Here is a 25298-nt window from a genome sequence, read left to right as displayed (position 1 = left end):
TGTCATCGTCGGGGTTGATGGCGGGCGATCCAGTACTCCGAGACGGCTGTGATCGAGCCGCTACCCGCGGCGTATAGGATTCCCCGCTTTCGCGGGGAATGACGGCGGCACTTGGAGAGCAAGCTGCCGCCTCATACGCCGTCATTGCGAGCGCAGCGAAGCAATCCAGAGTCTTGCCGCAGAGGGATTCCGGATTGCTTCGCTGCGCTCGCAATGATGATGTGGAGAGCCCGTGCGTATTCAGGAATAGGCTCGCCTGGAAATTGCGCGCGCCTCAGCCCTGACTCGCTATCCGCGCGCGGTCGAGATGCTCTTCGATCTTCGGGCGGTCGCGGGTGCGCTCGAAACTGGTGCACAGCAGCTCGGTTTCCTCGAGCGAGATCGGAGCGCGATACAGCCGGCACATGAATTCGCTGCTTGCGCGTCCCTTGGAGGTGGCCGGGCCGCGTTCGGCGAGAAACATGCAGTCACGGCAGACGCTGGCATCGAGCCGCTGATGGGCCGCGTCGAGGTGATTGAGGACTTCGCGGAGCGAGTCGCGCAGCCTGACGCATTCGTCGTTGCCGAGCGCGGTGACCGCATTCACCACGTGATTGATCGGGTCGTGCTGGCTCAGGCACTTCTCGCCCTGGGCGGTGACGTGCAGGACGACGGAACGCTTGTCCTCCTGCGACGGCTTCCTCACCAGAAAGGACTTGCTCTCCAGCGTTTTCACGATCTGCGATGCAGTCGCTCTGGTGGCGCCGATGAAGCCGGCAAGCGCAGACGGCGTACGCGAAAACCTGTTGGCGCGGCCGAGAAAGCGCAGCGCCATCCATTCCCGGTCGCGCAGTCCATGCTGATTGCCTTCGAAATACCAAGCCCTCGCCGCTTGAACCAGCAGCTCGACGGCCTCGCGCGCCAATGGCATGAATCTACCCCGTCCCCGGAACTTCGTCTGCGCCGTCCCGAAGCCGCTTTGCGCTGTGGTCCGCGAAGGCTCCGAAGCACACCAAGCGATTGCAACCGTCCGCCGCGCACGTCGTGTCGAGCTCTCCTTCGAATGAACGAATTGCAGCGCGCCCGATCTTTATCCGTGAGACTCGCGTGCTCCGGAGTGAGTCACTGCGCCGTTGGCGTGCCAACGGTGTCGTGGTTGCACGGGAGCCCGGTTTGCCGTCGCCAGCAGACGATGGATCGGAATAGTTCAACCGAAGCCCCTGAGTTCAAGTCACACGCAGACGTTTCTTATATTCCGTCGGAAACGATGAATGAGCTTCTCAACAAAATCAAGTAGAGACCCTCACGCGTCCAAGACGTCGTCGCAGGCGAATGTAACGTTCAAGACAATCTTGCTCTTCAGGACACATGATAGTGAACGCAATACGTTGGGTGGCAAACGATATGCATTCGGCGCCGCGGCACTTTGATCGCATCTCATCTTGCTGTCTGTGTTTCTGCGCAAATTGATTGAAGCTTGTGCAGGCCGACTTTGCGTATCGGCATGTCATCCACAACTTGTATGGCGCGTCGGCGGAATCGCTCGAGAGAACTTGCAGGAATTGCACGCGTCGGTTGTTGACCGTCATTGCGGCCGCAATCGCCGACGCCGACGCCGATGCTTCAGGTGCGAGCATCGGGCAAGCGGGCGCATGTCGCCCGCGCCCCGCGTTCTCGACCTGTTAGTCGCCCTTGAGCATGTCCCGGAGCTCGCGGAACGGATCGGCGCTCGGGGGAGCCGAAGCGTCCTGCCGCATCGCGCTGTAGATTCTCGGGACCATGTCGACCGCCTGGTCGAGGCCCGAATCACGTCCCGACTGGTAACCGCCCATCAGGCGAAGGTCGCGCGTGTCCTCGTATTTGGCGATCATGGCGCGCAGCTTGCTCACCAGTTCGCGCTCCTCGGGGTCCCAGACGTTATGGGCGAGCCGGGACACCGAGGCCAGAACGTCGACGGCCGGATAGCGCGCCTGGTCGGCGATGTGCCTGGAGAGCACGATATGTCCATCGAGCGTGCTGCGGATGGTGTCGGCGATCGGCTCGTTGTGATCGTCGCCATCGACCAGCACGGAGAAGATCCCGGTGATGGTGCCGGAGCCTTCCTCGCCTGGGCCGGCGCGCTCCAACAGGCGCGGCAGATCGGTGAAGACCGTCGGTGCGTAGCCGCGCGCGACCGCGGGTTCGCCTGCGGCGAGCGCGACCTCGCGGGCAGCGTGGGCGAAGCGGGTGATCGAATCGACCATGAGCAGCACCGATTCGCCCCGGTCGCGGAAATATTCGGCGACCGCCATGGCCGTCTTCGGCGCCAGCCGCCGCATCATCGGGCTTTCGTCTCCGGTCGACACGATGGTGACAGCGCGCTGACGATCGTTGCCCAGCACGTCCTCGATGAACTCGCGCACCTCGCGGCCGCGCTCGCCGACCAGGGCCAGCACGACGGTGTCGAAACCCTGGCTGCGGGCGAGCATCGCCAGCAGCGTCGATTTGCCGACGCCGGAGCCGGCAAAGATGCCGACGCGCTGGCCGGCGCAGATCGGCGCGAACAGGTCGATGACGCGCACGCCGGTGCGCAGCGGCTTGTGCACGCGTGCGCGCTTCATGGCCGACGGCGGGTCGGCCTCTGCCGAGACCGTCAGGGAGCCCGGGGTGAGGGGCCCCTGTCCGTCGAGTGGCGCGCCGAGGGCGTTGATGACGCGGCCCTTCCAGCTCGGATCGGGCGCAAAGGACAAGGGCGGCATCCGGTAGGCGACCGACCCGAGGCCGCCGGCGAAGTGCCGGTCGAACGGCTTGGCAACGATGCCGTCGCTGTCGATCCGCACCACCTCGCCGATCTGGGGCTTACCGGCCGAGTTGACGCCGATGAGCTCGCCGAGCCTGACGAAGCGCGACAGGCCGGAGACACGGAAATGCGTCGGCGCGATCTCGGAGATCGCGCCGCTGACGCTTGCCAGGGGAGTGCTCTGCTGAAGCTCCAGCAGCGCCCACTCGAGTTGCCGAAGAGCGTTCAAGGAAACCGTCCAACCTCAATCTCAATGCGCGCGAGGCGCGCTCTACTTGCCGGGTTCGCCCAGCGTCCGAATGGCGTTCTGAAGCGAGCTCTCGGTGCCCTCGATCATCGAATTGGTGCCGTCGAAGGCGCGCGAGGCCGCTATCAGCTTGGTCAATTCCATCATGGGATTGGCCCCGGAGCCCTCGACATAGCCCTGCTTGAAGCCGTCGCGCGAGAAATCCGCGATCGCGGTCGCGGGCCGGTCCGGCGTCACGCCGGAATTGCCGTAGCGTTCCAGATTGGCGTCAGCGGGAATGTTGAACAGGCCGATGGTACCGATCTCGTTGTTGTCCTGGGTGATCGCACCGTTGCGCGCAATCGAGATCTGTCCGCCGTTGGGGTCGAGCGTGATCTGCGCGCCGCCGGAATCGACGACAGGGAAGCCGCTCACGGTCTGAAGATCGCCGTTGGGGGCGATCTGGAGGCGGCCGTCGCGGGTATAGACCGTGCCGTTCGGGCCGGCGAAGGCGATCCAGCCCTGTCCGACCACGGCGACGTCGAGCGGGTTGCCGCTCTCGGTGATGTTGCCCATCTCGCGCGAGATGATGTTGTCGCCGGGCGAAGAGAAGGCGACCGGGTTCGGACCCGCCTTGGACAGCACGGTTTCGAACTTCACTACGTCGGTGCGGAACGCCGCCGTGTTGACGTTGGCGACGTTGTTGGCGATCGTCTGCAGGCGCTTTTCGAGAGCGACCTGGGCCGACAATCCCACATAGAGGGCCGATTGCATGTGCTACTTTCCGAACCGGATGGACTGAAGTTTCGACAGCATGTCGCTATCCATGCTGGCCGACGCCGACGCGCCGCCGATCAGGACCAGCGCGGGATTGGTCGAGGTGTCGCTCTGGGCCTGGGTCGCGTCCCACATCGCCGCAAAGCGCTGCACGAACTTGGTGACCTTGGCCGGGTCCTGGAAATCGGTGAGCTCGACCTTGTTCGTGATCAGCTTGGCCTGAGCGTCGATGTTGCCCGCGCTGATCGTCGACGGCAGACCGAGCGCGGTCTGAACCACCTGCGTCAGCGCCTTGTCCGCGAGGACCTGGTAGGCGGTCCTGATCGTGGAGGCCTTGCGGGTGAAATAGAGCGCCAGCCGCAGACCCTCGTTCTGGTCGCCGGCCTTCTGCTCCATGGTCTGCGTGACATAGTGGGTCGCCGTCCCGGTCGTGGCCTGGGTGGTCTTGGTCGCGTTGCTGCCGAGAGCGGCGAAATTGAAGGCGGTGGCGAATTCGCGGTAACGGGCGTCGGTCAGCTTGTTGGCGAAGGTATCCTTGTTCGCGACACCCTCGGTCAGCACCTTGCGCATGAACGCCTTGGCATAGGTCATGTCGCTGAGGCCGTAGGCCTTCATCGCATAGGAATAGAGGCGATAGTCCTTCAGGAAGTCGTCGATCGTCTTCACGTTGCCGATATGGCTCAGGAAGTAGTCGGTCTCGCGGCTGACATCCGGCTGTGTCGCGACCTGCGTCAGCGACTTGCCCATGTCCTTGGTCAGTCTGGTGTAGTCCGCGATGGTGGATAGCATGACACGCGCCTCTCTGGCCGCCGTTGCGACGCCGCCTCAAGCTGCCGCCAATTGCTTGCGCGAGGCTGGCGATGCGGGAAGCCAGCTTCGCGCAAGGCTCGCCGACTAGATATTCCCGATGGGATCGGCGATGGAGCGGCGTGTTGGGCAGTTTCGTGGGGGTTTTCATCACGGTAGCGGCGCTGCTCGGCGGATTTGCCGCCATGGGCGGGCACCTGGCCGTGCTCATGCAGCCCTGGGAGTTCGTGATCATCATGGGCACCGCGGTCGGCACCTTCATCGTAGCCAATCCGTGGAAGACGGTCGTGGACACCGGGGTCGCCTGCATGCAGGCCATCACCGGCGCGGTGCCGAGTGAGCGCTACTATCTCGACCTGCTCGGGGCGCTCCATGCCCTGATGCGCGAGCTCAGGGGCAAGGGCCGCAACGAGGTGGAAGCGCATATCGACGATCCCGCGTCCTCCGAGATCTTCAAGGCGTTTCCGAGCGTGCTCGGAGATCCCTCGCTGCTCCAGTTCATCTGCGACTATGTCCGCCTCATCATCATGGGCAATGCGCGCACGCATGAGATCGAAGCGCTGATGGACGAGGAGATCCACACCATCGTGAAGAGCAAGCTGACGCCTTACCATGCGCTGGTGACGGTGTCCGAGGCGCTGCCGGCGCTCGGCATCGTCGCTGCGGTGCTCGGCGTCATCAAGGCGATGGGCGCGCTCGACCAGTCGCCGAAGCTGCTGGGCGGCTTCATCGGCGCGGCCCTGGTCGGAACCTTCGCCGGCATTTTCCTGTCCTACGGCGTCCTTTCGCCCTTCGCGATCAAGATCAAGACGACGCGCGAGAAGAAGTGCCGGCCCTACATCATCGTCAAACAGACGCTGCTGGCCTTCATGAACGGCGCGATGCCGCAGATCGCCGTCGAGCACGGCCGCAAGATGATCGCGAGCAGCGAGCGCCCGTCGATCGACGTCGTTGAGAACGAGACGATCGCAGGTCCCAAGGCCGTCGTCACCGAACCCGAACCCAAGGCTGCCCGCGCATGATGATGGGAGACGTCGAAGTCGATCAGCGCAAGCAGCTGCCGAACTACCTGCTGGACGCCGCCGGCATATCGGTCGAACGCATGCCGATGCTCAATGTGATCTTCGATCGCATGGCGGCATCGTGCACCGACAGCCTGCAGCCGATGGCGGGAACGCCCTGCTATTTCTCGGTCAACGGCATCACCAACGACCGCGTCGGCGACATCGTCAAGGACTACGAGGCCAACGCGGTCGCCGCCGTGCTCTACGCCGAGCAGTGGGATTCGCGCATCATCATCATGCTCGACCGCGATTTCGTGTTCACGATGGTCGAGGCGATGTTCGGCTCCGACGGTGCCGAGCCGCCGCTCGACGTCGAGCGCTCGTTCTCGAACATCGAGATCCGGCTGGTCCAGGCGCTGTTCGAGCGTTTCGCCAAGGCGCTGCAATCGGCCTTCGCCGGCACCTCCAACGTCACCTTCCGCGTGGAACGGGTCGAAACCGCGATGGCCTCGCTGGCGATCGGGCGGAGCGGCAACATGTCGATCTGCGCGAACATCATGTTGCAGGCGCTGTACCGCGGCGGCCAGATGTTCCTCATCATTCCGCACTCCGCGCTCAATCCGCTTCGGCAGAAGCTCGCCCACGTCGTCGTCAGCGACGGCCGCGCTTCCGATCCGCGTTGGCGCGAGCAGATGGAGAGCGAGGTCCACAGGACCGAGGTGACGCTGAGCGCGGTGCTCGACGAGAAGATGATCTCGCTCGAGGACGTCGTGAACTTCAAGGTCGGGCAGGTGCTTGAGCTGGAGGCCACGCCGCGCACGCTGGCCCGGCTCGAGAGCAACGGTCAGGTGCTGTTCTGGTGTCAGATCGGTCAGCTTGATGGCTACTACGCCATGCAGGTGGCCGATCCTGTGGATCAGAAACGGGAGTTCGTCGATGATATCCTATCTCGTTGATGCCGTGCTGCTGATTGCGCTCGCCTTCACCAGCATGCGGGTGACCCGGATGCACCGCGAGCTGGCGCGGCTGCGCAGCTACCAGGGCGAGTTCTCCACCATCGTCCACGAGACGGCGGGCGCCTTCGACACGGTCATCACCGCGGCGCATGATTCCACCGCAAATCTCGGGCGGCTCGCCAACGTGCTGACCACCAAGATCGATCAGGCCCATGAGGCGATCGCGGCGCTCGACGCCCGCACCGGGCTTGCGCCGGCCGCGACCGCGGGCGGCACCGAAGTGAACAAGCACTGAAGCCGGAGCCGGCAAGACCAATACGATCGGAACGTCGAGGCGCTCCGGGAGCGGAAATACCAAGAGGCGATACCAGATGGCGCAATCCTTCGACTATGACTCTGCCACGCGAGCACCTGCCTCCGACGAGGGGCATACCGACACGACTCCGCTGGAGCGGCTGGCGGAGATCGCCGCGCGCACGGCGGAGGAGAGCGGCAAGTTCGCCAATGTCGATGCCATCCTGCGTATTCCGGTCACCATGCAGGTGGTGCTGGGATCAGCGACCATTCCGGTGGCGAACCTGATGAAGCTCGGCCGCGGCGCGGTGGTTCCGCTCGACCACCGGGTCGGCGAGCCCGTCGACGTCGTCGTCAACGGCCGCATCGTCGCCCGCGGCGAGGTGGTCGTCGTCGAAGAGGACAATTCCCGCTTCGGCGTCTCGCTCACGGAGATCGTCGGACCGCTGGGGCAGGGTGATAGCTGACCATGGCGGCACAGGTCGGCATCGCCCCCATCAAGCAGCGAGGCGTTGCCACGCTGGGGGGAACGGAAAAGGTCGCGGCGCTCCTCCTGGCCATGGGCCGGCAGGCGGCCGCAAGCGTGCTTCAGCAGTTCGAGCCGCAGGAGATCCGCATCGTCACCAAGGCCGCAGCGGAGCTGCGGCCGATCACGGCGCAGGAGCTCGAGGGGATCGTGGAGGAGTTCGCCCAGCAGTTCTCGATGGGCGCCAACATCCTCGGCACGCTGGGCGGTCTCGAGGCCGTGCTCGGTGACGTGCTTCCGGCCGATCAGGTCTCGCAGATCATGTCGGACCTGCTCGGCAATTCGAGCCGGTCGGTGTGGGACCGCGTCTCGTCGGTCTCTGAAAACTCGCTCGCGAGCTATCTGTCCAAGGAGCATCCGCAGACCGCGGCGCTGATCCTGTCCAAGGTCAAGCCGGCCTGCGCCGCCAAGGTGATGAGCCAGCTGCCCTCGAGCCTGCGCAACGAATTGATGCGGCGCGTGCTGAGCCTCAAGCCGATCGCCGACGACGCCATGAGGGTGCTCGAGAAGACGCTGCACGAGGATCTGACGCTGAACTTCGCCCGCAATCTCGGCGCCGATACTTACGCCCGCGTCGCCGACATCATCAACAAGATGGAGCGCGGCCACATCGAGGACATGCTGAAGAGCCTGTCGGAAAAGCGGCCGAAGTCGGCCGAGGTTCTGAAGGAGCTGCTGTTCACCTTCGACGACGTCGTCAACCTGACGCCGAAGGCGCGCACCATGATCTTCGACCAGGTGCCGACCGATCGCATCGTCATCGCACTGAAGGGAACCGACAAGCATTTCCGCGAACTGATCCTGTCCTCGGTCGCATCGCGCGTGCGCCGCGTCGTCGAGCACGAGCTCGCCATCGGCGAGCCCTCGAACCAGCGCGACGTGCTGGAGGCGCGGCGCGTGATCACCGATCTCGCGCTCGAACTCGCGGAAAAGGGCGAAATCGAGCTCAACCCCGAGCAGGAGGATGAGCTGGTCTTCCGCTGACCGCTGAACGGGCATGGCAGAAACATCCGATCAGGAGAGCAAAACAGAAGAACCGACCGAGAAGAAAGTCCGTGATGCGCTCGAACAGGGCAAGATCCCGGTCTCTCGGGAGGCCTCTATTTTCGCCTCGATGGCCGCGCTGATGGTCATTCAGGCGTTCCTGATCGGTCAGGGCGTGCAGCAATTGACGCCGACGTTGACGAGCCTGCTGGACGATCCCGAAGGTTTCCCGCTGTCCACCGGCGCGGACGCGCAGAACCTGCTCACCGTGGTCGGTCTCCAGGCGCTGCGTTTTCTGGTGCCGCTGGTCGTCGTCCTCATGGTATTCGGGCTCGCCTCCTCGCTGCTGCAGAATGCGCCGCGCTTCGTGCTGGAGCGCATCAAGCCGGAATTGTCGCGCATCTCTCCGGTCGATGGCTGGAGCCGGATCTTCGGAACGCGCGGACTGGTCGAGTTCGCCAAGTCGCTGTTCAAGCTGGCCGCGGTGACCTCCGTGGTCGTCTTCGTGCTGCGCTCGTCGGAGGCGAAGGCGTTCGAGGCCATGTACACCGATCCGGTTGCGCTGCCGGAGATGATCCTCAACATCGCGATGCGGATCGTCTCGGCGATCTGTATCGCGACCATCATCCTGGTCGCGATCGATCTCGCCTGGGCGCGCTTCCACTGGCGGCGCGAGCTGCGCATGACCAAGCAGGAGATCAAGGACGAGCACAAGCAGGCCGAGGGCGATCCGCTGATCAAGGCCCGCCTGCGCTCGCTGGCGCGCGACCGCTCGCGGCAGCGGATGATTGCCTCCGCCGCGCGCGCGACGCTGGTGATCGCGAACCCGACGCACTTCGCGATCGCGCTGCGCTACAACCGCGAGGAAAATCCCGCGCCCCTCGTGGTGGCCAAGGGCATGGACGTGATCGCGCTGAAGATCCGCGAGGTCGCCGAACAGAATCGGATCCCGGTGATCGAGAACAAGGCGCTGGCGCGCGCACTCTACGAGGCCGTCCAGGTCGATCAGGTGATTCCGGCTGAGTTCTTCCGGCCGGTCGCCGAGATCATCTACTTCCTCCAGTCGAAGCAGGCGCCGCGCACCGAGAAGGTCCAGTAGAATTCCGAGCAACGTCCGGCCCAACAGCTTGACGAAAGCTTAACGCCCTAGGCTTCTCCCGAATGGACCAGAACGGGGCTGTCGTGGGACCGCTTTATCTCTTCGAACTCGCATCGTCGCAGGCGCGCTACCTCGAGCTCCGCCAGTCGACCATCGCCACCAACGTTGCCAACGCCAATACGCCGGGCTTCAGGGCACGCGACGTCGAGCCCTTCAACAAGGTGCTCGACGGCATGCCGGTGAGGCTCGCCACGACGTCGCCCTCGCATCTGCAATTGTCCGCGGCCGAGACCGATACGCGCGCAACCGCGAAGAAGGACAGCTGGGACGTGGTTCACTCCGGCAACTCCGTCAGCCTCGAGCAGGAAATGATCAAGGGCAGCGACGTCAACCGCGACTATTCGATGAATTCGGCGATCGTGCGGTCGTTCCACCGCATGGTCCTGTCGAGCGCAAAGGCCTGAGGTGAACTGACATGCTGGACTCACTGAGCGCTTCCCTGACGGTCGCGAGCTCCGGGCTCGAAGCGCAATCGACGCGGATGCGCATCGTCTCGGAAAACCTCGCCAACGCGACCTCGACGGGGCGCACGGCCGGCGCCGATCCCTATCAGCGCAAGACGATCACCTTCGATGCCGCGATGGACCGTGCCTCGGGCTCGCAGCTCGCGAAGGTCAAGGAGATCGGCGTCGACACCACGCCTTACCGCGTCGAGTACGATCCCGGACATCCCGCCGCCGACAAGGCCGGCTACGTCAAGATGCCGAACGTCAACATGATGATCGAGATGGCCGACATGCGCGAAGTCAACCGGTCCTATGAAGCCAATCTCCAGGTCGTGAAACAGGTCAGGTCGATGCTCGGCATGACCATCGACCTCCTGAGGAGCTGACAATGCTTGAGGCGATTTCATCCACGGCGGTCGCCGCAGGGCAGGCGGCGTCCCGCGCGACCGAGACGCAGGCGATCTCGCCCGCCGCGACGACGGCAATCCAGTCCGGAGACGATGTCGGCTTCGAATCGGTGATGAAACAGGTGACGACCGATGCGATCGGGACGCTGAAGGCGGGCGAGGCGGCGTCGATCTCGGCGATGCAGGGCAAGGAATCGACGCGGCGCGTCGTCGAAGCGCTGATGTCGGCGGAGCAGGCCCTGCAGACGGCGGTCGCGGTTCGCGACAAGGTCGTGCAGGCCTACCAAGAAGTCGTCCGGATGTCGATTTGATCTGAAGGAGTGGGTTAAGTGAAATCGCTTGCCATTGCGGCCACGGGCATGAACGCCCAGCAGACCAACATCGAAGTCATCGCGAACAACATCGCCAACATCAACTCGACGTCGTACAAGCGGGCGCGTGCGGAATTCACCGATCTGTTCTACCAGATGGACCGCATGCAGGGCGTTGCCAACGTCAACGGCTCCTCGCCGATTCCGGAAGGCGCCAACCTCGGCCTCGGCGTCAAGTCGGCGGCGATCCGCAAGCTGCACATCCAGGGCGCGCTGACGCAGACCGGCAACCCTTACGACCTCGCGATCAACGGCCGCGGCTGGTTTCAGGTGCTCGGTCCCAACAACGAGGTGCAATACACCCGCGCGGGTTCGTTCAACACCAATGCCAACGGACAACTCGTCACGATCGACGGCTACCTGCTGGATCCGGCGATCACGGTGCCGCAGGGGACGGTCGAGGTCACGGTCAACGCCACGGGCCAGATGTTTGCCAAGCTCGACACGGAAGTGAACCCACGGCAGATCGGCCAGCTCAACCTTGCCAATTTCGCCAACGAAGCGGGCCTCGAACCGCTGGGCAGCAATCTCTACAAGGAGACCACGGCGTCGGGCACGCCTGTCGTCGGGCTGCCGGGCGATGCCGGCTACGGCAAGATCAACCAGAAATATCTCGAAGCCTCGAACGTCGATCCGGTCAAGGAAATCACCGAGCTGATCTCGGCGCAGCGCGCCTACGAAATGAATGCCAAGGTCATCCAGGCCTCGGATGAAATGGCCCAGACGGTCTCGAAGGGCATGCGCTAGGTCCGGTGTATCTATGTTGAACAGGCTGGGCCTGATCATGCGCGGGTTGGCCGCCGTGCTGCTGATTCTGGCTTCAGTGCGCCTCGCTGGCGCCGAGGAGAAGCGGCTTCCCGTGCCGGCGGTTTCGATCCGCGCCGGCGAGCTGATCCGGGACGACATGATCACCGAACGCGCCTTCGCGCCGAACCTGCTCGGCGTTGCCATGTTCATCGAAGGGCGCCAGGTCCTGGTCGGCCGCATGGCGCGGCGCGCGCTGTTGCCGGGCCAGCCCATTCCCAGCAATGCGGTGGAAGATCCCTGGACGGTCGCCCGCGGCGCCATGGTCAAGGTCGTGGTGGAAGACAGCGGGCTGTCCATCGTCACCTACGGCTCGGCGATGCAGTCCGGCGCGGCCGGCGCGCTCATCCCGGTGCGCAATACCGATACCGGGGTGGTTATCAGGGGCGTCGTCCAGCCGGACGGCACCGTCAAGGTCGTGGACGGCTCATGACCAGGCTCCTGCTTGCGCTCGTCCTGCTGCTTTCGGCCGTCAGCGCCCATGCCGCCGTCCGCATCAAGGACATCGCGGACATCAAGGGGCTGCGCGAAAACCAGATCGTCGGATACGGCCTCGTCATCGGCCTCAACGGCACCGGCGACACGCTTCGCAACGCTCCCTTCACGGAGCAGTCCCTGCAATCGATGCTCGAGAACATGGGCATCAACGTCAGGAACGAGACCACGAGCACCACCAACCCCACGCGTCCGACGACGCTGCGCACGCGCAACGTCGCGGCCGTGATGGTGACTGCGGACTTGCCGCCCTCGATCGGGCCCGGCGAGCGCATGGACGTCACGGTGTCGTCGCTCGGCGATGCGACCTCGCTGCTCGGCGGCACGCTGGTCATGACGTCGCTGCGCGCGGCGGACGGCGCCGTCTACGCGGTGGCGCAGGGCGCGATCACCGTCGCCGGTTACAACGTTGGTGGCCAGGCGCAGAACGTCAGCCAGGGCACGCCGACGGCCGGGCGCATCCCGAACGGGGCGCTCGTCGAACGCGCGGTGCAGGGAAGTCTCCATGAGATGGAGTTCCTGGTGCTTGAGCTGAAGAACCCCGACTTTGTCACCGCAACGCGCATCCTCGACGCCATCAACCGATACGCCGGCGGACGCTACCGCGCGCAGATCGCCTTCGAGCGCGACTATCGCACCATCGTGCTGTCGAAACCGCGCCACATCGGCCCGGTCCGATTCCTTGCCGAGATCGGCGAGCTGACGGTCGAGCCGGACACGCCGGCGCGGGTGGTGATCAACGAGCGCACCGGCACGGTGGTGATCGGGCGCGACGTGCGGATATCGACCGTTGCCGTGACGCACGGCAATCTGACGGTCCGTGTCACGGAGATGCCCGTGGTGTCGCAGCCGGCGCCGTTCTCGCGAGGCCAGACGGTGGTCGTCCCGCAGACAATGGTCGAGGCCAACGAGGCCGGGTCGCAGGTGGCGATCCTCAGCGGGGTCGATCTGCAGCGCCTGGTGCGCGGGCTGAACCAGATCGGCCTGAAGCCGTCCGGCATCATCGCGATCCTTCAGGCCATCAAGACCGCCGGCGCGCTCCAGGCCGATGTCATCGTGCAATGATGCATAAGCGTCGTGCAAGCTTGGTCGCTCAATGCTGAGGTCTGAAGCGAGAATCGCGCGCGGCCCGATGCTGAAGCTGGATCACAAAGCCAAACTCCTCCTGCTGGTCGCGGCATCGATGCTCGCGGGCGCATCGCCCGTGCTCGCCCTGGACGAGGCCAGGCCCTCGAAGCCGCTGAACCTGCTCTCCTTCGCGCGCGCCCGCGCGGCCGGGCCGCAGAAGCCGCAGCCGCTCACGGCCCCGCCAAGCGACAATGCCTCGATCCGGGCGGCCGCATGGGCCGCCGAAGATCAGGGCCCCGCGACCACCGGCGCGGTGCCTGCGTCCGAAACGCCTGCGCCTGCGCAAGCGGCTGCGCCCGCACCCACGCCTGCACCGGCCCGACTGGTCAAGCCCGGCAGCGTCACGGCGCCGCCGAAACCCGCGCCGCCGCAGGCCGCGGCGTCCGCGGACAACGAGGTCGCGCTGTTCTGCAGCAACGTCGCCGATCCCGCCGTTGATGCGAGGCTGGCCTGGCAGCTCAAGGAATTGCAGAAGGCCGAGACCCTGCTCCGCGAGCGGATTGCCGAGGTCGAGGCCAAGCGCGCCGAATATGAAAAGTGGATGGAACTCCGCGACGACTTCCTGAAGAAGGCCGAAGCGAGCGTTGTCGAGATCTATTCGCGCATGAAGCCCGAAGCCGCGGCGACCCAGATCGCCGGCATGGCGGATGAGACCGCCGCCGCCGTGCTCGCCAAGCTCAGCCCGAGGAGCTCGAGCGCAATCTTCAACGAGATGGAGACGGCACGCGCGGCACACCTTGCCGACCTGCTGGGCGGAATGCGCCGCGTGGATGACGGAAAGACCAAATAGATGAAGACGCCGATCCGCATCCTCCCGCTCGTCCTGGCGTCCGTGCTGCTGGCGGGGTGCTTGCATGACCCGGCCGAAATCCTCACCGGCCCGCAGATGTCGCCGGTCGGCAGCGGCTTGAGGACCCAGGCCGATCCGATCCCGGTGACGCCGCGCATGCGCACGCCCGTCAGCTATCGCTCGACCTGGGACGACGGCACCGATCTCTACCGCGATCCCCGCGCCCGGCGCACCGGCGACGTCGTGACCGTGATCATCTCGATGCAGGACAAGGCCAAGCTCGACAACAAGACCGGCCGCTCCCGCGACTCGCAGGTCAAGTTCGGGCTCGACTGGCTGATGGACGTCGCTGGATGGCAGGACAAGGGCTCCACCAACGCCAACCTCAGCACCAACACCCAGATCAAGGGCAACGGCCAGATCGACCGCACCGAGGACATCAAGCTGTCGATCGCCGCCATCGTCACCGACGTGCTGCCGAACGGCAACATGATGATCAGCGGCTCGCAGGAGTTTCGCGTCAACACCGAGATGCGCGTGCTCAACGTCGGCGGCATCGTACGCCCGCGCGACATCTCTCGCACCAACACGATTTCCTACGAGAAGATCGCCGAGGCGCGCGTCTCCTATGGTGGTCGCGGAAATCTGTCCGACGTGCAGCAGCCTGGATGGGGACATCGGATCTATGACGCCGTGGCACCATTCTGAAGGCCGTGCCGGCAGGACCGGGCGAGGGCAGGGGACGTCATGCGCCTGATTGCGGCCATCGTGGTGCTGACCCTTGTCGCGATCGGCGCGGGAGCGCTGGCCGGCCTGCATCTGTTTGCGACCGCCGAGCGCGTCGCCGACGCGAAGAAGAGCGCGACCCCGCCGCCGCTTGCGTCGAGCTACGCCGGCAGCGCGCGGCTCAGGAAATTGTCTCCGATCGTGACCAATCTCGCCGCGCCCGCCAACAATTGGGCCCGCATCGAAGCCTCCATGGTGACCGAGAGCATGAGCGACGAGGACGCCGGCATCCTGGCCGCCCACATCAGCGAGGATATCGTGACTTACTTGCGGTCCGCCTCGGTGGCGCAGTTCGAGGGATCGCGCGGGCTCCAGCATCTGCGCGACGACCTGACCGAGCGCGCCGCCATCCGCTCGTCGGGCAAGGTCCGCGAATTGATCATTGAGACGTTGGTGATCCAGTGAGAGTGAAAGTCCTGCTGCTCGCGTTGATCATGGTCGTGCTGCCCGAAGTGGCGCTCGCCCAGATTCCTGATCTCAACTCGCTGCTGCCGCCCGGAAACGGCTCGACCAGCGGCCGGATCATCCAGCTGATGGCCCTGATCACGGTGCTGTCGGTGGCGCCGGGACTGCTCATCATGGTGACGAGCTTCACGCGATTTGCGGTGGCACTCTCGTTCCTGCGCGCCGGGCTCGGCCTGCAGACCACGCCGGCCAATCTGGTGCTGATCAGCCTCGCGCTGTTCATGACCTTCTACGTGATGGCGCCGACCTTCGATCGCGCCTGGGAGACCGGCGTCCAGCCGCTGATGAAGAACGAGATCTCGGAAGAGCAGGCCTATCTGAAGATCACGGATCCGTTCCGCGAGTTCATGCTGGCCCATGTCCGCGACAAGGATCTGCAGACCTTCGAGTCGCTCGCCGCGGAGAGCTTCCGCAAGAAGTTCGACGACAAGCGTGTCGATTTGCGCGTCATCATTCCGGCTTTCATGATCTCCGAGCTGAGGCGTTCGTTCGAGATCGGATTCCTCATCATCCTGCCGTTTCTGGTGATCGACATGATCGTGGCGACGCTGACCATGTCGATGGGCATGATGATGATGCCGCCGACGATCCTCGCGCTGCCGTTCAAGATGCTGTTCTTCGTGCTGATCGACGGCTGGAATCTGCTCGCCTCCGGACTGGTGCGCTCGTTCTCGTAACCGCGGCGATCATCGGTCGACTCGTTATGGTTAGCGGAAAGTAATATTAACCATATGATATTGCTTGGGAATTCAAGCCGGCCTTAATCCGGCGGCAAGATTCGACGTGCTAGCAATGCGTCACGGCGGGTTGGACCTCACCCACATCAGTCCAAAGGCATGATGCCGCCCTGTCGTACCGGTGCAAGCCCGGTATGTCCCCTGATGAAAATGTAACGCGTACATAAAGGGACATTCGCAATGTCAAGCCTGCTTACGAACTCGACCGCCATGACCGCGCTCCAGACCCTCCGGTCTGTCAGCTCGCAGCTCTCCACCACGCAGAACCGGATCTCCACCGGCCAGCGCGTGGCCACCGCCTCGGATAACGCCGCCTACTGGTCGATCGCGACCTCGATGCGCGCCGACAACGCCGCACTCTCCGCCGTCTCCGACTCGCTCGGTCTGTCGGCCGCGACCGTCGACACCGAATATACCGCTCTGACCTCGGTCGTCGGCAACAGCACCGGCGGCCTGACCAAGCTCCAGTCGTTGCTGGTCGAAGCCAAGACGGCCGGTATCGACCGCACCAAGATCCAGGCGGACATCACCCAGATCCAGCAGCAGATGAAGGGCACGGCCAACGCGGCGACGTTCAATGGCGTGAACTGGCTGAGCACCAACGCCTCGACGCCGGCGACGGTCAACCTGGTGTCGTCGTACTCTCGCGTCGGTGGCACGCCGACCACGGGTTCCATCACCCTGACCGTTGCCAACTACTCGCTCTACACCGCGAGCACGGGCGGCATTCTGGACACGGTGAGCGGCAGCGCGTCGGTCGACACGATCAACATCAGCGCGCTGACCGACTCGGCGGCCGACCAGACCACGCTCGATGGTTACATCGCGCAGGTCACCGGTGCGATCAACTCGGTGGCTTCCGCCGCCGCCAACCTCGGCGCGGTCAAGAACCGCATCTCCACCAACACGGACTTCGTGAAGTCGCTGATGGACTCGGTGGATCGCGGTATCGGCCAGCTCGTCGACGCCGACATGAACCAGGAGTCCACTCGTCTGGCGGCTCTCCAGGTCCAGCAGCAACTCGGCGTTCAGGCACTCTCGATCGCCAACAACGGCAGCCAGAGCATCCTGTCGCTGTTCCGCTAAGCCGCAAAACGATCTGAGGAGGGCCGCGCTTCTGCGAAGCGCGGCCCTTCCATTTGGCGTGACGCCGCGCGCACGTCGTCATTTCGGGCCGCCCTGTTGCAGCCGGGGCACAGCGCCACAAGCCTCGCGCAAGCTTCGGCCGCTAACCTCTCCGCTACGACAGGTTGGGCCCTCCATCCGCTTTTGCGCGGCCCAAAGGCATGACGCCGCCCTCTCGTACCGGTGCAAGTCCGGTATGTCCCCAATCTCATTCAATCTCTAAAGGGACATCAAAATGGGCTCTAGCCTCCTTACCAACTCCGCTGCAATGACTGCGCTGCAGACCCTGCGCAACGTCAGCTCGCAGCTCGCCACCACGCAGAACCGGATCTCTACCGGCCAGCGCGTGGCCACTGCGTCGGACAACGCTGCCTATTGGTCGATCGCGACGTCGATGCGGGCCGATAATGCCGCGCTCTCCGCCGTCTCCGATTCGCTCGGTCTGTCGGCCGCGACCGTCGACACCGAATATACCGCTCTGACCGCGGTTGTCGGCGATAAGACCGGCGGCCTGACCAAGCTCCAGGCGCTCCTGGTTGAAGCCAAGACCGCCGGTATCGACCGCACCAAGATCCAGGCGGACATCACTCAGATCCAGCAGCAGATGAAGGGCACGGCCAATGCGGCAACCTTCAACGGCGTGAACTGGCTGAGCACCAACGCTTCCACCCCGGCGACCTTCAACCTGGTGTCGTCGTTCTCGCGCGTCGGCGGCACGCCCACGATCGGGTCCATAACGCTCACGATCGCCAACTACTCGCTCTACACCTCGAGCACGAGCGGCATCCTCGACACGGTGAGCGGCAGCGCGTCGGTCGACACGATCAACATCTCGGCGCTGACCGATTCGGCGGCCGACCAGACCACGCTCGATGGGTACATCTCGCAGGTCACCACTGCGATCAACTCGGTGGCCTCGGCCGCTGCCGGTCTCGGCGCCGTCAAAAACCGCATCTCGACCAACACCGAGTTCGTCAAGACCCTGATGGACTCGGTGGACCGCGGTGTCGGCCAGCTCGTCGACGCCGACATGAATGCGGAATCGACCCGCCTGCAGGCGCTCCAGACCCAGCAGCAGCTCGGCGTTCAGGCGCTCTCGATCGCCAACCAGAACAGCCAGAGCATCCTGTCGCTGTTCCGCGGCGGCTAAGCGGCGCTTTCGAAAACGACCGTGCTCCCTCAGGGAGCACGGTCCCCGCGTGAGCGGCGGATGTGACGGCACAAGACGTGCCCGCAATTCGACCGCCTGAGTTCAGACTTCTCGCAACACCCGCAGCCGATCGCGTGGCCATGTGCCCGATCGGCCTATTGCAGCCAAGCTGATCGCGTCGCCGCCCAATCTCGTTTTAAAATTGCAACGCCGTGCCTGCGAACTGACACAATCGTGTCCTCGCGCAACCTTCAGACAAGGTTGGCAGCGGAGTGTCCTCCATGTTCGCATTGGTACGAGGTCATATGCTCAGTCGTGCGCAGGTACAGCAACTGCTCAACAATCTGCTGGAGCTTGGGCCGCGACGCCTGATGGCCTTGGGATTGATCGGCTTTGCCGTTCTCGTCACCGTCGTCGGCGGCGCGTACTATCTGAGCCGGCCCGAATTCGAGACGCTCTATACCGGCCTCACCCGCGAGGACGTGACGCGCATGGGCGCGGCGCTGCGCGAGCAGAACATCACTTTCGACATCAATACAGCCGGCGACGCGCTCTCGGTGCGTCCGAGCCAGACCATGCAGGCGCGGATGCTGCTCGCCGAGAAGGGGCTGCCGACCAGCGCCAATTCCGGCTACGAACTGTTCGACAAGATCGGTTCGCTCGGCCTGACATCCTTCATGCAGGAGGTCACCAAGCTCCGGGCGCTGGAAGGCGAGATCGCGCGCACGGTGCAATTGATGAAGGGCGTCAAGGCAGCCCGGGTGCATATCGTGTTGCCGGTGCGCGGCTCGTTCCGCGCGACGCAGCAGCCGCCTTCGGCATCGGTCGTGTTGCGCACCGACGGCGCGATCGAGGCGCGCACGGCGCAGTCGATCCGTCATCTCGTCGCCGCGGCCATTCCAGGCATGAATCGCGACAAGGTGACGGTGCTGGATGCCGACGGTTCGATGCTGCTCGCCGAAGAGGACGAGGCGAGCGCCGCGCCGACCAAGATGGCGAGCCTTCAGAAGACGGTCGGCGGCATGGTGCAGGAGAACATCCGCAAGGCGCTGACGCCGTATCTGGGCCTCGACAATTTCGAGGTCAGCGTCGCGCCGCAGCTCTCCACCGACAAGAAACAGATCAACGAGACCGTCTACGATCCGGAGAGCCGTGCCGAGCGTTCGGTGCGGAACGTGCGCGAGAAGGAATCGTCACAGAACGCCGACCGCTCGACGCCGACGACCGTGCAGCAGAACCTTCCCGATCAGCAGGTGAACGCCGGCGGCGGCAAGAACTCCAGCGAAGACAAGACCCGCCGCGAGGACGTCACCAATTTCGAGGTCTCGTCCAAGACTACGACGACGGTGAGCGACGGCTATTCGGTGAAGAAGCTCTTCATCGCCGTCCTGGTCAATCGCGCGCGGCTGGTCGCCGATCTCGGCGACAAGACCAACCAGGCCATCGTCGACAGCAAGCTCGCCGAGATCAGCCAGCTCGCGGCGACGGCCGGCGGGCTGGACAAGGCGCGCGGCGACCAGATCCAGGTGACGGCGGTCGACTTCATCGAGGGCTCGCGCGAACTGGCGCCGGTGCCCCCGATCAGCTTCGTCGAGATGATCAACAAGCAGCTCGGCAGCGTCATCAACGCGGTGACGATCCTGGCCGTTGCTTCGATGCTGGTCTGGTTCGGGCTGCGGCCGGCGGTCAACGGCATTCTGACCCATCGCGCGGCGCAGGAGCAGGTGGAGGCCGCCGAGGCCGCTGAGCTCGAATCTGCCGCCGCCCTTGCGCTCGCCGAAAGTCAGGACCCCGAGCTCAACCTCGTCGAGGACCTCGAAGGCAAGATGCAGCGGACGCCGCAGAAGCGGCTGGAGCAGATCGTTCGGCTCGATCAGGCGCAGGCGGCAGCGATCCTTAAAGACTGGATGCGACGCGAGGAGGCGGCATGAACGCGGCAATCGGAAAGCTCCTGACGCAGTTCGATGCGAACGGCCGGGCCAAGTCACCACCGCCTCCACCGCCCAGGATCCAGGATCTTTTGACCAGGCCGAAGGAGGCGGCGCGAGAACCTCAGCCGCAGCTTCAGACTCAGCCGCAGCCGGTGCCGCAGCCGGTGCCGCAGTCACCGCCGCCGGCGCCGAAGGCGGAAGCCCCGGCTACCAATCTGCTGGACGACGCCTACCGGCGCGGCCATGCGGCGGGCGTTGCGGAAGGCGATGCCAAGCTCGCCGAGGAGCGCGTCCGCAGCGCGATCCGGCTCGGCGAGGAGCGCGCCAAATGGTCGGACCAGCAGGCGGTCGCAATCGTCAGCGGCTTCGAGGCCGCCTGCCGCGAGATCGAGACCAACATCGCGAGCTCCGTTGCGCGGATATTGCTGCCATTCCTCGCTGACGCGGTCCGCGACAAGGCGATCGGATCGCTGGTCGAGCAGATTGCGGCGCTGACCGGCAGCTCGTCCGCGCCAGCGTTCAAGGTCACCGGCCCGAGCGAGCTGCTCGACCTCGTGAGGACGCAGCTCGCAGCTTCCAGGCGAATTGGCATCGAGTACGAGGCAGCTGAGGCTCTCGAGGTTCGTGTCGTGGCGGACCAGACCGTGATCGAGACGCAGATCTCGGCCTGGAGCGAACGACTGAAGGAAGCGCGCCGGTAACCCGCCATGGAAGAGGTCAAGCATGAGCTCGTGATCGTTCGCCGGCGCAGCGCCTTCGCTGAGGAGGCGCATCACGGCGGTGTCTGGAAGATCGCCTATGCGGACTTCATGACCGCGATGATGGCGTTCTTCCTGGTCATGTGGCTGATCAACGCGCTCAACCAGGACCAGAAGCAGGTGGTCGCGAGCTATTTCAACCCGATCCAGCTCGCGGAAAATGCCCCCGCGCCGAAGGGCCTCAAGAATCTCTCCAAGAAGGAGCCGACGTCGTTCGAAGGTCAGGACGGCAAGCGTCAGCCGGCTGGCTCGAACGAAGAACGTCGCGGTGACTCGCCGACGAACGAGAAGCCGGCCTCCTTTGAAGAGAAGGTGCTGTTCCGCGATCCCTATGCGACTCTCGCCGAGATCGCGAGCAGCGCGAACCAGTCCTCGGGGCAGCGGCGCGCCGGCGCGCTGACGTCCGCCGAAGAGGATGGCCTCAAGGGCGGCGACGCCTACCGCGACCCCTTTGACCCCGGCTATTGGAAGCTGGCGCCGCAAGCCTCCAAGGACGCCGATCGCATGATCGAGAGTGAGCCCAAGCCGAATGCCTCCGCGCGCGACAGCGCGCCCGCGACAAATCAGAGCGAGCCGCAGGCAAGTCGTGCCAGGGCGGACGATGCCGGCGGAAGCGTAGCTCCGAGCGCGGACGCCTCATCCGCAAACCTGTCACCTTTGCTGCCGCCGGCGCCGGCGCAGTCGCCCCGCGAGGGCAGCGCTCAAACGACCGCTCAACCCAACGCCGCCGCGCAGGCGCGTCAGAGCGATGCGGCGAGGGAGAGCGACCCGCGCGATACGGCCCAGACCCAGCAGCCGACCGTCAAGCAGCTTCAGTCCGCGATCGCGGACGCGCTGTCGGACATCAAGGCGGGCGCAGGACCGGCGGCCGAAGTGCGTCAGGTCGAGGAAGGCATCCTGATCAGCCTGACCGACGATGCGAGCTTCGGCATGTTCGCGGTCGGCTCGGCCGAGCCGCGGCCCGAGCTCATCCGCGTGATCGACAAGATCGGGCCGTTGCTGACGAAACGCCAAGGCATGATCATTGTCCGCGGCCATACCGACAATCGGCCGTATCGTTCGGAGACTTACGACAATTGGCGGCTGTCGACCGCCCGCGCCCAGATGGCCTATTACATGCTGGTTCGCTCCGGCGTCGACGCGCAGCGGATCGAGCATGTCGAAGGTTACGCCGATCGGCGGCCGAAGCTTCCGAACGATCCCGCGGCCGCGCAGAACCGCCGGATCGAAATCCTCATCCGTGAGAAGCGCCCTTGATCAGGCCGCTCCTTTGCGCCGCTCTGCTGCTCCTGCCGTTCACGGTGGCGAACGTACGGGCTCAGCCCGCGCGCCAGCCGGGCGAGCCCTATGAACTGGTCCGCGCGCTGCAGGCGGTACAGGACGGCATCGCCAATGGTGATACCGCCGCGCATGGCAGCCACATCGCGCTGATCCGGCAGATCGGAGAGAGGTTTCTCGCCGCCGATCCCACCGTGTGGAGCAATCCGCAGAACAGCCAGGCCGTGGTGATCTACCTGCTCAGCGGCGGCGCGCCGCAAATCGTCCGCAAGCTGCCGCGCGACAAGATGAACGTCGACGAGCGGCTGTTCAACGGCGCGCTCGCCTATGTCGAGGGTCGTCAGGAGGAAGCGCGGGAGCTGCTCAAGGAGGTCAAGCCGCGGACGCTGTCCTCGGGCCTCGGTGGACAGGTCGCGCTGGTCCAGGGCGCGTTGTTCGCGCGTACCGAGGCATCGCTCGCGATCGAGCGGCTGGACGACGCGCGCCTGCTTCTGCCCGGAACGCTGGTGGAGGAGGCGGCGCTGCGGCGCGAGATCCTGCTGGTCGGGCAGGCGGAAGACTTCGACAAGTTCGAGTTCCTGACGCTGGCCTATCTCCGCCACTACCGCAACTCGATCTATGCCGGAGATTTCTGGCAGCGCTTCTCCACCGGCCTGACGCAATCGAGCCTGGCGCTCGACGAGCGCCGCTTTGCGCGGATCGCTGCCATGCTGGAGAAGATCGATGGCGCGAGCCGCCTCAAGCTCTATCTCGTGATCGCGCGCACGGCGATGGTGCGTGGGCAGCTGGCCGTGACGCGGCTTGCCGGCGAGCGGGCGCTGACGCTCAGCGCCGACGCCTCCGCGGATCGCGAGCGGGCGCATTTCTTCCGCGGCGCCTCGCGAGCGCTCACCGACGAATATGACGGCGGTCTCGCCGAGTTGAAGGCACTCGACCGGTCGAAGCTGCCCGAGCGCGACGTCCCGCTTCTGAATGCCACGTTGCAGCTCGCGCTCGATGTTCGCAAGCCGTTCCCGGGCGGATCCGCCGCCGCGGCCGACAAGCCTCCGGCAACGCCGGCGCGTCTCGATCTGGCGTCATCGACCGTGACGCTTGCGCGCGCGCAGAAGCAGCTGGGCGAACTCGAACTCCTCACCAGGGACCGCCGTCCATGACCAAGCTCAGTGGAACATCCGGACAGCTTTTTTCAGGCCTCGCCGAGACTCTCAATATGCGCGGGACATCGCGTGCGGCAAAGAGCGCCGGCGCCAAATCGCAGACAAGCTCGTCGTTCAACGATCTGCTGCATACCGTCTCGAACCTCGCCAAGCAGGCTCTGAACGACGACGGCAGCGATACGACCGATAAGGCCGGGCCACTGCGCACGCGTCTGGCTCATCCGACCGGGAAGGCGAAGCCGAAGGACGCGACGGCGCACGAGCTCATGGATGCGCCGGAGCGAGCAGAGCCCACAGAGGGGGCTTCCGACAAGAAGGTCGACAAGCCGTCGGAGAAACAACATCCGGTCGATCATGTCGCCAGGGCGGAGGTTCAGGACCAGTCGGGCATCGCCGTGGGTGTCGGACAGGAGATCGCTGCCGCGCCTGCCGTGAAGCCGCAGATGCAATTGCAATCCGCCGACAGGACCGCGCCGGCGCGCGACGAGCGGTCCTCCGCGACCAAGCGCGACGTTCAGGGCGCGAAGGCGGCGACAGGCGATACCGCCCCGTCCGGTGTCGCTCCGACCGCCGCGCGCTCGCTGGCTGCGGCGTCGCAAGCGACGGCCGTGCCGCTGCCGACACAAGGCGGTGAGCCGTCGAGCCCAATGCCCGCGACGCCGGGCTTCGAGGCGGTCACGGCCAATGTCGAGCGCGCTGCCAAGGCCTCGGGCCGTGACGCACTGCCCGAGACGACCAAGGTCACCGTGGTCCAGCAGGAGACCCATCTGCCGCCGGCGCAATTCAACGCCCCGCAGCAGGTCGCCAATGCGGTCGTCGCCGAGCTGAAGGACTCCGCTGGTCCGACGGCGTCCGCAGCGCCTGATCTTGCGGCGTCCCAGACCAATGCGCCGGATCAGCCGCTCAAGATCCTGACCATCAATCTGGAGCCGCCGGCGCTCGGCAACGTCACCGTGCGTCTGCGCCTCGTCGGCACCGAAGTCGCCGTCCATCTCGCGGCCGAGCGCAAGGATACCAGTCAGATGCTGGACCAGCAGCGCGACCAGATCCGCGATCTCATGCAGTCGGCGGGCTATGTCGCCGACGTCGCACCGGTCCAGCACGGCTCGCTGGACGGATTCCAAAGCGGCTCCGGCCAGTCGCAGCCGCAGCTCCCGAGCCAGCAACAGCCCTCGTCGCAGTCGCAAGGAACGTTCGACGGCTCCGGCACGTCGTCGGGGCAGTCCGACGGCGGCGCGAGACAGGCCCGGCAGGAGCGCCAGTCCAACCAGGAGACGCGTCATGACCAGGACGTGGGCCAGCCAAATCGTCGCGGCCCTGTTTATCTGTAACGCCGGCGCCGCGGCTGCGGCGACCGACCACGCGCGCTCCTGCGAGCGCGAGATGGCGCGCGCGGCCCAGCAGCACGGGATTCCACTCGGCATTCTCTATGCGGTCGGCCTCACCGAGACCGGACGGCGCGGCGCGCTCCATCCCTACGCTCTCGGCGCCGACGGCCAGACCGTGTTCGCCAAGGACATCAACGACGCGATGGCGAATTTCGAGGCGATGCGAGCCAAGGGAATCAAGTTGATCGACCTCGGCTGCATGCAGATCAACCACTATTATCACGGCGACAAGTTCGCCTCGGTGCGGGCAATGTTCGACCCCGCCAGAAACGTCGATTATGCCGCGCGTTTCCTCAAGGAGCTGAAGCAGCGCGAGGGCAGCTGGACCATGGCGGTCGCCCGCTACAATGCCGGTCCCAACAACCAGCCGGCCCAGAAGCGCTATGTCTGCCACATCGTCGCGCACCTCGTCTCGAGCGGTTTCGGCGCCTGGACCGACAATGCTCGCTCCTTCTGCCAGCCGAAAGCAACTTGAGTTGACGAGCTGAAGCAACAACCGGCGGCACGACGACAAGTTGTGCATCGTTCCCAATCATCAGCCCCGCGCAAGCAAGACCTCTCATTGTAGCTGCAACCTACCAAAGGAGCCCC

28 protein-coding genes are annotated in these 25298 nt (G+C 65.1%); 24 read left to right on the top strand and 4 right to left on the bottom strand.

The window, feature by feature from the left end:
* Positions 1–274 precede the first annotated feature (274 nt).
* From UNPA324_RS30125 to UNPA324_RS30110, 4 genes are all read right to left on the bottom strand, one after another.
* A complete protein-coding gene (locus tag UNPA324_RS30125; protein WP_141937545.1) occupies positions 275–910 on the bottom strand; it encodes a MarR family winged helix-turn-helix transcriptional regulator in 636 nt (211 codons plus the stop codon).
* Positions 911–1661: 751 nt separating this feature from the next.
* Entirely contained in the window at positions 1662–2987 is a 1326-nt protein-coding gene (gene fliI / locus UNPA324_RS30120) for a flagellar protein export ATPase FliI (protein WP_141937542.1), read from the bottom strand.
* Between the two features lie 42 nt (positions 2988–3029).
* Positions 3030–3758, bottom strand: a complete 729-nt coding sequence (gene flgF, locus UNPA324_RS30115) for a flagellar basal-body rod protein FlgF (protein WP_128920250.1) — start codon at positions 3756–3758, stop codon at positions 3030–3032.
* A 3-nt stretch (positions 3759–3761) separates the two neighbouring features.
* A complete protein-coding gene (locus UNPA324_RS30110) occupies positions 3762–4550 on the bottom strand; it encodes a DUF1217 domain-containing protein (RefSeq protein ID WP_128920249.1) in 789 nt (262 codons plus the stop codon).
* A gap of 143 nt (positions 4551–4693) precedes the next feature.
* Between UNPA324_RS30110 and motA the strand changes: the two genes are divergently transcribed.
* From motA to UNPA324_RS29990, 24 genes are all read left to right on the top strand, one after another.
* Entirely contained in the window at positions 4694–5590 is an 897-nt protein-coding gene (gene motA, locus UNPA324_RS30105; RefSeq protein ID WP_128920248.1) for a flagellar motor stator protein MotA, read from the top strand.
* Positions 5587–6528 carry a flagellar motor switch protein FliM gene (locus UNPA324_RS30100; RefSeq protein ID WP_141937540.1) on the top strand — a complete coding sequence of 314 codons (942 nt, stop codon included), beginning with the start codon at positions 5587–5589 and terminating at the stop codon, positions 6526–6528. Before motA ends, UNPA324_RS30100 begins: the two co-directional genes overlap by 4 nt.
* Entirely contained in the window at positions 6509–6823 is a 315-nt protein-coding gene (locus UNPA324_RS30095; protein ID WP_141937538.1) for a hypothetical protein, read from the top strand. Before UNPA324_RS30100 ends, UNPA324_RS30095 begins: the two co-directional genes overlap by 20 nt.
* Positions 6824–6899: 76 nt before the next feature.
* The gene (fliN, locus tag UNPA324_RS30090; protein ID WP_128920245.1) at positions 6900–7289 is read left to right on the top strand and encodes a flagellar motor switch protein FliN; all 390 of its coding nucleotides are present in this window, start codon (positions 6900–6902) and stop codon (positions 7287–7289) included.
* A 2-nt stretch (positions 7290–7291) separates the two neighbouring features.
* A complete protein-coding gene (locus UNPA324_RS30085) occupies positions 7292–8332 on the top strand; it encodes a flagellar motor switch protein FliG (RefSeq protein WP_128920244.1) in 1041 nt (346 codons plus the stop codon).
* Positions 8333–8345: 13 nt separating this feature from the next.
* On the top strand, positions 8346–9431 hold the full coding sequence (gene flhB, locus UNPA324_RS30080) for a flagellar biosynthesis protein FlhB (RefSeq protein ID WP_141937536.1): 1086 nt from the start codon (positions 8346–8348) through the stop codon (positions 9429–9431).
* 62 nt (positions 9432–9493) lie between these two features.
* Positions 9494–9895: a flagellar basal body rod protein FlgB gene (gene flgB / locus UNPA324_RS30075; protein ID WP_128920242.1), complete on the top strand. Its 402-nt coding sequence runs from the start codon at positions 9494–9496 to the stop codon at positions 9893–9895.
* Positions 9896–9906: 11 nt separating this feature from the next.
* Positions 9907–10323: a flagellar basal body rod protein FlgC gene (flgC, locus tag UNPA324_RS30070; protein ID WP_097660216.1), complete on the top strand. Its 417-nt coding sequence runs from the start codon at positions 9907–9909 to the stop codon at positions 10321–10323.
* A 2-nt stretch (positions 10324–10325) separates the two neighbouring features.
* The gene (gene fliE, locus UNPA324_RS30065) at positions 10326–10655 is read left to right on the top strand and encodes a flagellar hook-basal body complex protein FliE (RefSeq protein WP_128920241.1); all 330 of its coding nucleotides are present in this window, start codon (positions 10326–10328) and stop codon (positions 10653–10655) included.
* A gap of 18 nt (positions 10656–10673) precedes the next feature.
* On the top strand, positions 10674–11462 hold the full coding sequence (flgG, locus tag UNPA324_RS30060; RefSeq protein ID WP_128920240.1) for a flagellar basal-body rod protein FlgG: 789 nt from the start codon (positions 10674–10676) through the stop codon (positions 11460–11462).
* Between the two features lie 13 nt (positions 11463–11475).
* Positions 11476–11952 carry a flagellar basal body P-ring formation chaperone FlgA gene (gene flgA, locus UNPA324_RS30055; RefSeq protein ID WP_181769567.1) on the top strand — a complete coding sequence of 159 codons (477 nt, stop codon included), beginning with the start codon at positions 11476–11478 and terminating at the stop codon, positions 11950–11952.
* Positions 11949–13079 (top strand): flagellar basal body P-ring protein FlgI, encoded by a 1131-nt coding sequence (flgI, locus tag UNPA324_RS30050; RefSeq protein ID WP_141937532.1) that lies wholly within the window; start codon positions 11949–11951, stop codon positions 13077–13079. Before flgA ends, flgI begins: the two co-directional genes overlap by 4 nt.
* 67 nt (positions 13080–13146) lie before the next feature.
* Positions 13147–13932, top strand: a complete 786-nt coding sequence (locus UNPA324_RS30045) for a MotE family protein (protein ID WP_181769566.1) — start codon at positions 13147–13149, stop codon at positions 13930–13932.
* Positions 13933–14640: a flagellar basal body L-ring protein FlgH gene (gene flgH / locus UNPA324_RS30040; RefSeq protein WP_128920236.1), complete on the top strand. Its 708-nt coding sequence runs from the start codon at positions 13933–13935 to the stop codon at positions 14638–14640.
* A 39-nt stretch (positions 14641–14679) separates the two neighbouring features.
* Entirely contained in the window at positions 14680–15123 is a 444-nt protein-coding gene (locus UNPA324_RS30035) for a flagellar basal body-associated FliL family protein (protein ID WP_128920235.1), read from the top strand.
* Complete coding sequence (gene fliP, locus UNPA324_RS30030) at positions 15120–15860, top strand: flagellar type III secretion system pore protein FliP (RefSeq protein WP_126255035.1); 741 nt, start codon at positions 15120–15122, stop codon at positions 15858–15860. The genes UNPA324_RS30035 and fliP overlap by 4 nt, the downstream gene beginning before the upstream one ends.
* A 240-nt stretch (positions 15861–16100) precedes the next feature.
* Entirely contained in the window at positions 16101–17006 is a 906-nt protein-coding gene (locus UNPA324_RS30025) for a flagellin N-terminal helical domain-containing protein (RefSeq protein ID WP_128920234.1), read from the top strand.
* Between the two features lie 274 nt (positions 17007–17280).
* The gene (locus UNPA324_RS30020; protein WP_128920233.1) at positions 17281–18195 is read left to right on the top strand and encodes a flagellin N-terminal helical domain-containing protein; all 915 of its coding nucleotides are present in this window, start codon (positions 17281–17283) and stop codon (positions 18193–18195) included.
* A 305-nt stretch (positions 18196–18500) separates the two neighbouring features.
* Positions 18501–20126, top strand: coding sequence for a flagellar basal-body MS-ring/collar protein FliF (gene fliF / locus UNPA324_RS30015; protein WP_164936359.1), 1626 nt, complete (start codon positions 18501–18503; stop codon positions 20124–20126).
* Positions 20123–20827, top strand: coding sequence for a hypothetical protein (locus UNPA324_RS30010; RefSeq protein WP_141937527.1), 705 nt, complete (start codon positions 20123–20125; stop codon positions 20825–20827). Before fliF ends, UNPA324_RS30010 begins: the two co-directional genes overlap by 4 nt.
* 6 nt (positions 20828–20833) lie before the next feature.
* Positions 20834–22141, top strand: a complete 1308-nt coding sequence (locus tag UNPA324_RS30005) for a MotB family protein (protein WP_141937525.1) — start codon at positions 20834–20836, stop codon at positions 22139–22141.
* Complete coding sequence (locus tag UNPA324_RS30000) at positions 22138–23316, top strand: chemotaxis protein (RefSeq protein WP_128920229.1); 1179 nt, start codon at positions 22138–22140, stop codon at positions 23314–23316. The genes UNPA324_RS30005 and UNPA324_RS30000 overlap by 4 nt, the downstream gene beginning before the upstream one ends.
* A complete protein-coding gene (locus tag UNPA324_RS29995; RefSeq protein ID WP_141937523.1) occupies positions 23313–24650 on the top strand; it encodes a flagellar hook-length control protein FliK in 1338 nt (445 codons plus the stop codon). The genes UNPA324_RS30000 and UNPA324_RS29995 overlap by 4 nt, the downstream gene beginning before the upstream one ends.
* A complete protein-coding gene (locus tag UNPA324_RS29990) occupies positions 24601–25182 on the top strand; it encodes a transglycosylase SLT domain-containing protein (protein WP_128920227.1) in 582 nt (193 codons plus the stop codon). The genes UNPA324_RS29995 and UNPA324_RS29990 overlap by 50 nt, the downstream gene beginning before the upstream one ends.
* The last annotated feature ends 116 nt before the right edge of the window (positions 25183–25298 follow it).

It is taken from the genome of Bradyrhizobium sp. UNPA324, assembly GCF_006658635.1.
Lineage (GTDB): Bacteria > Pseudomonadota > Alphaproteobacteria > Rhizobiales > Xanthobacteraceae > Bradyrhizobium > Bradyrhizobium nanningense.
This window is presented reverse-complemented; position numbering and strand designations above follow the sequence as displayed.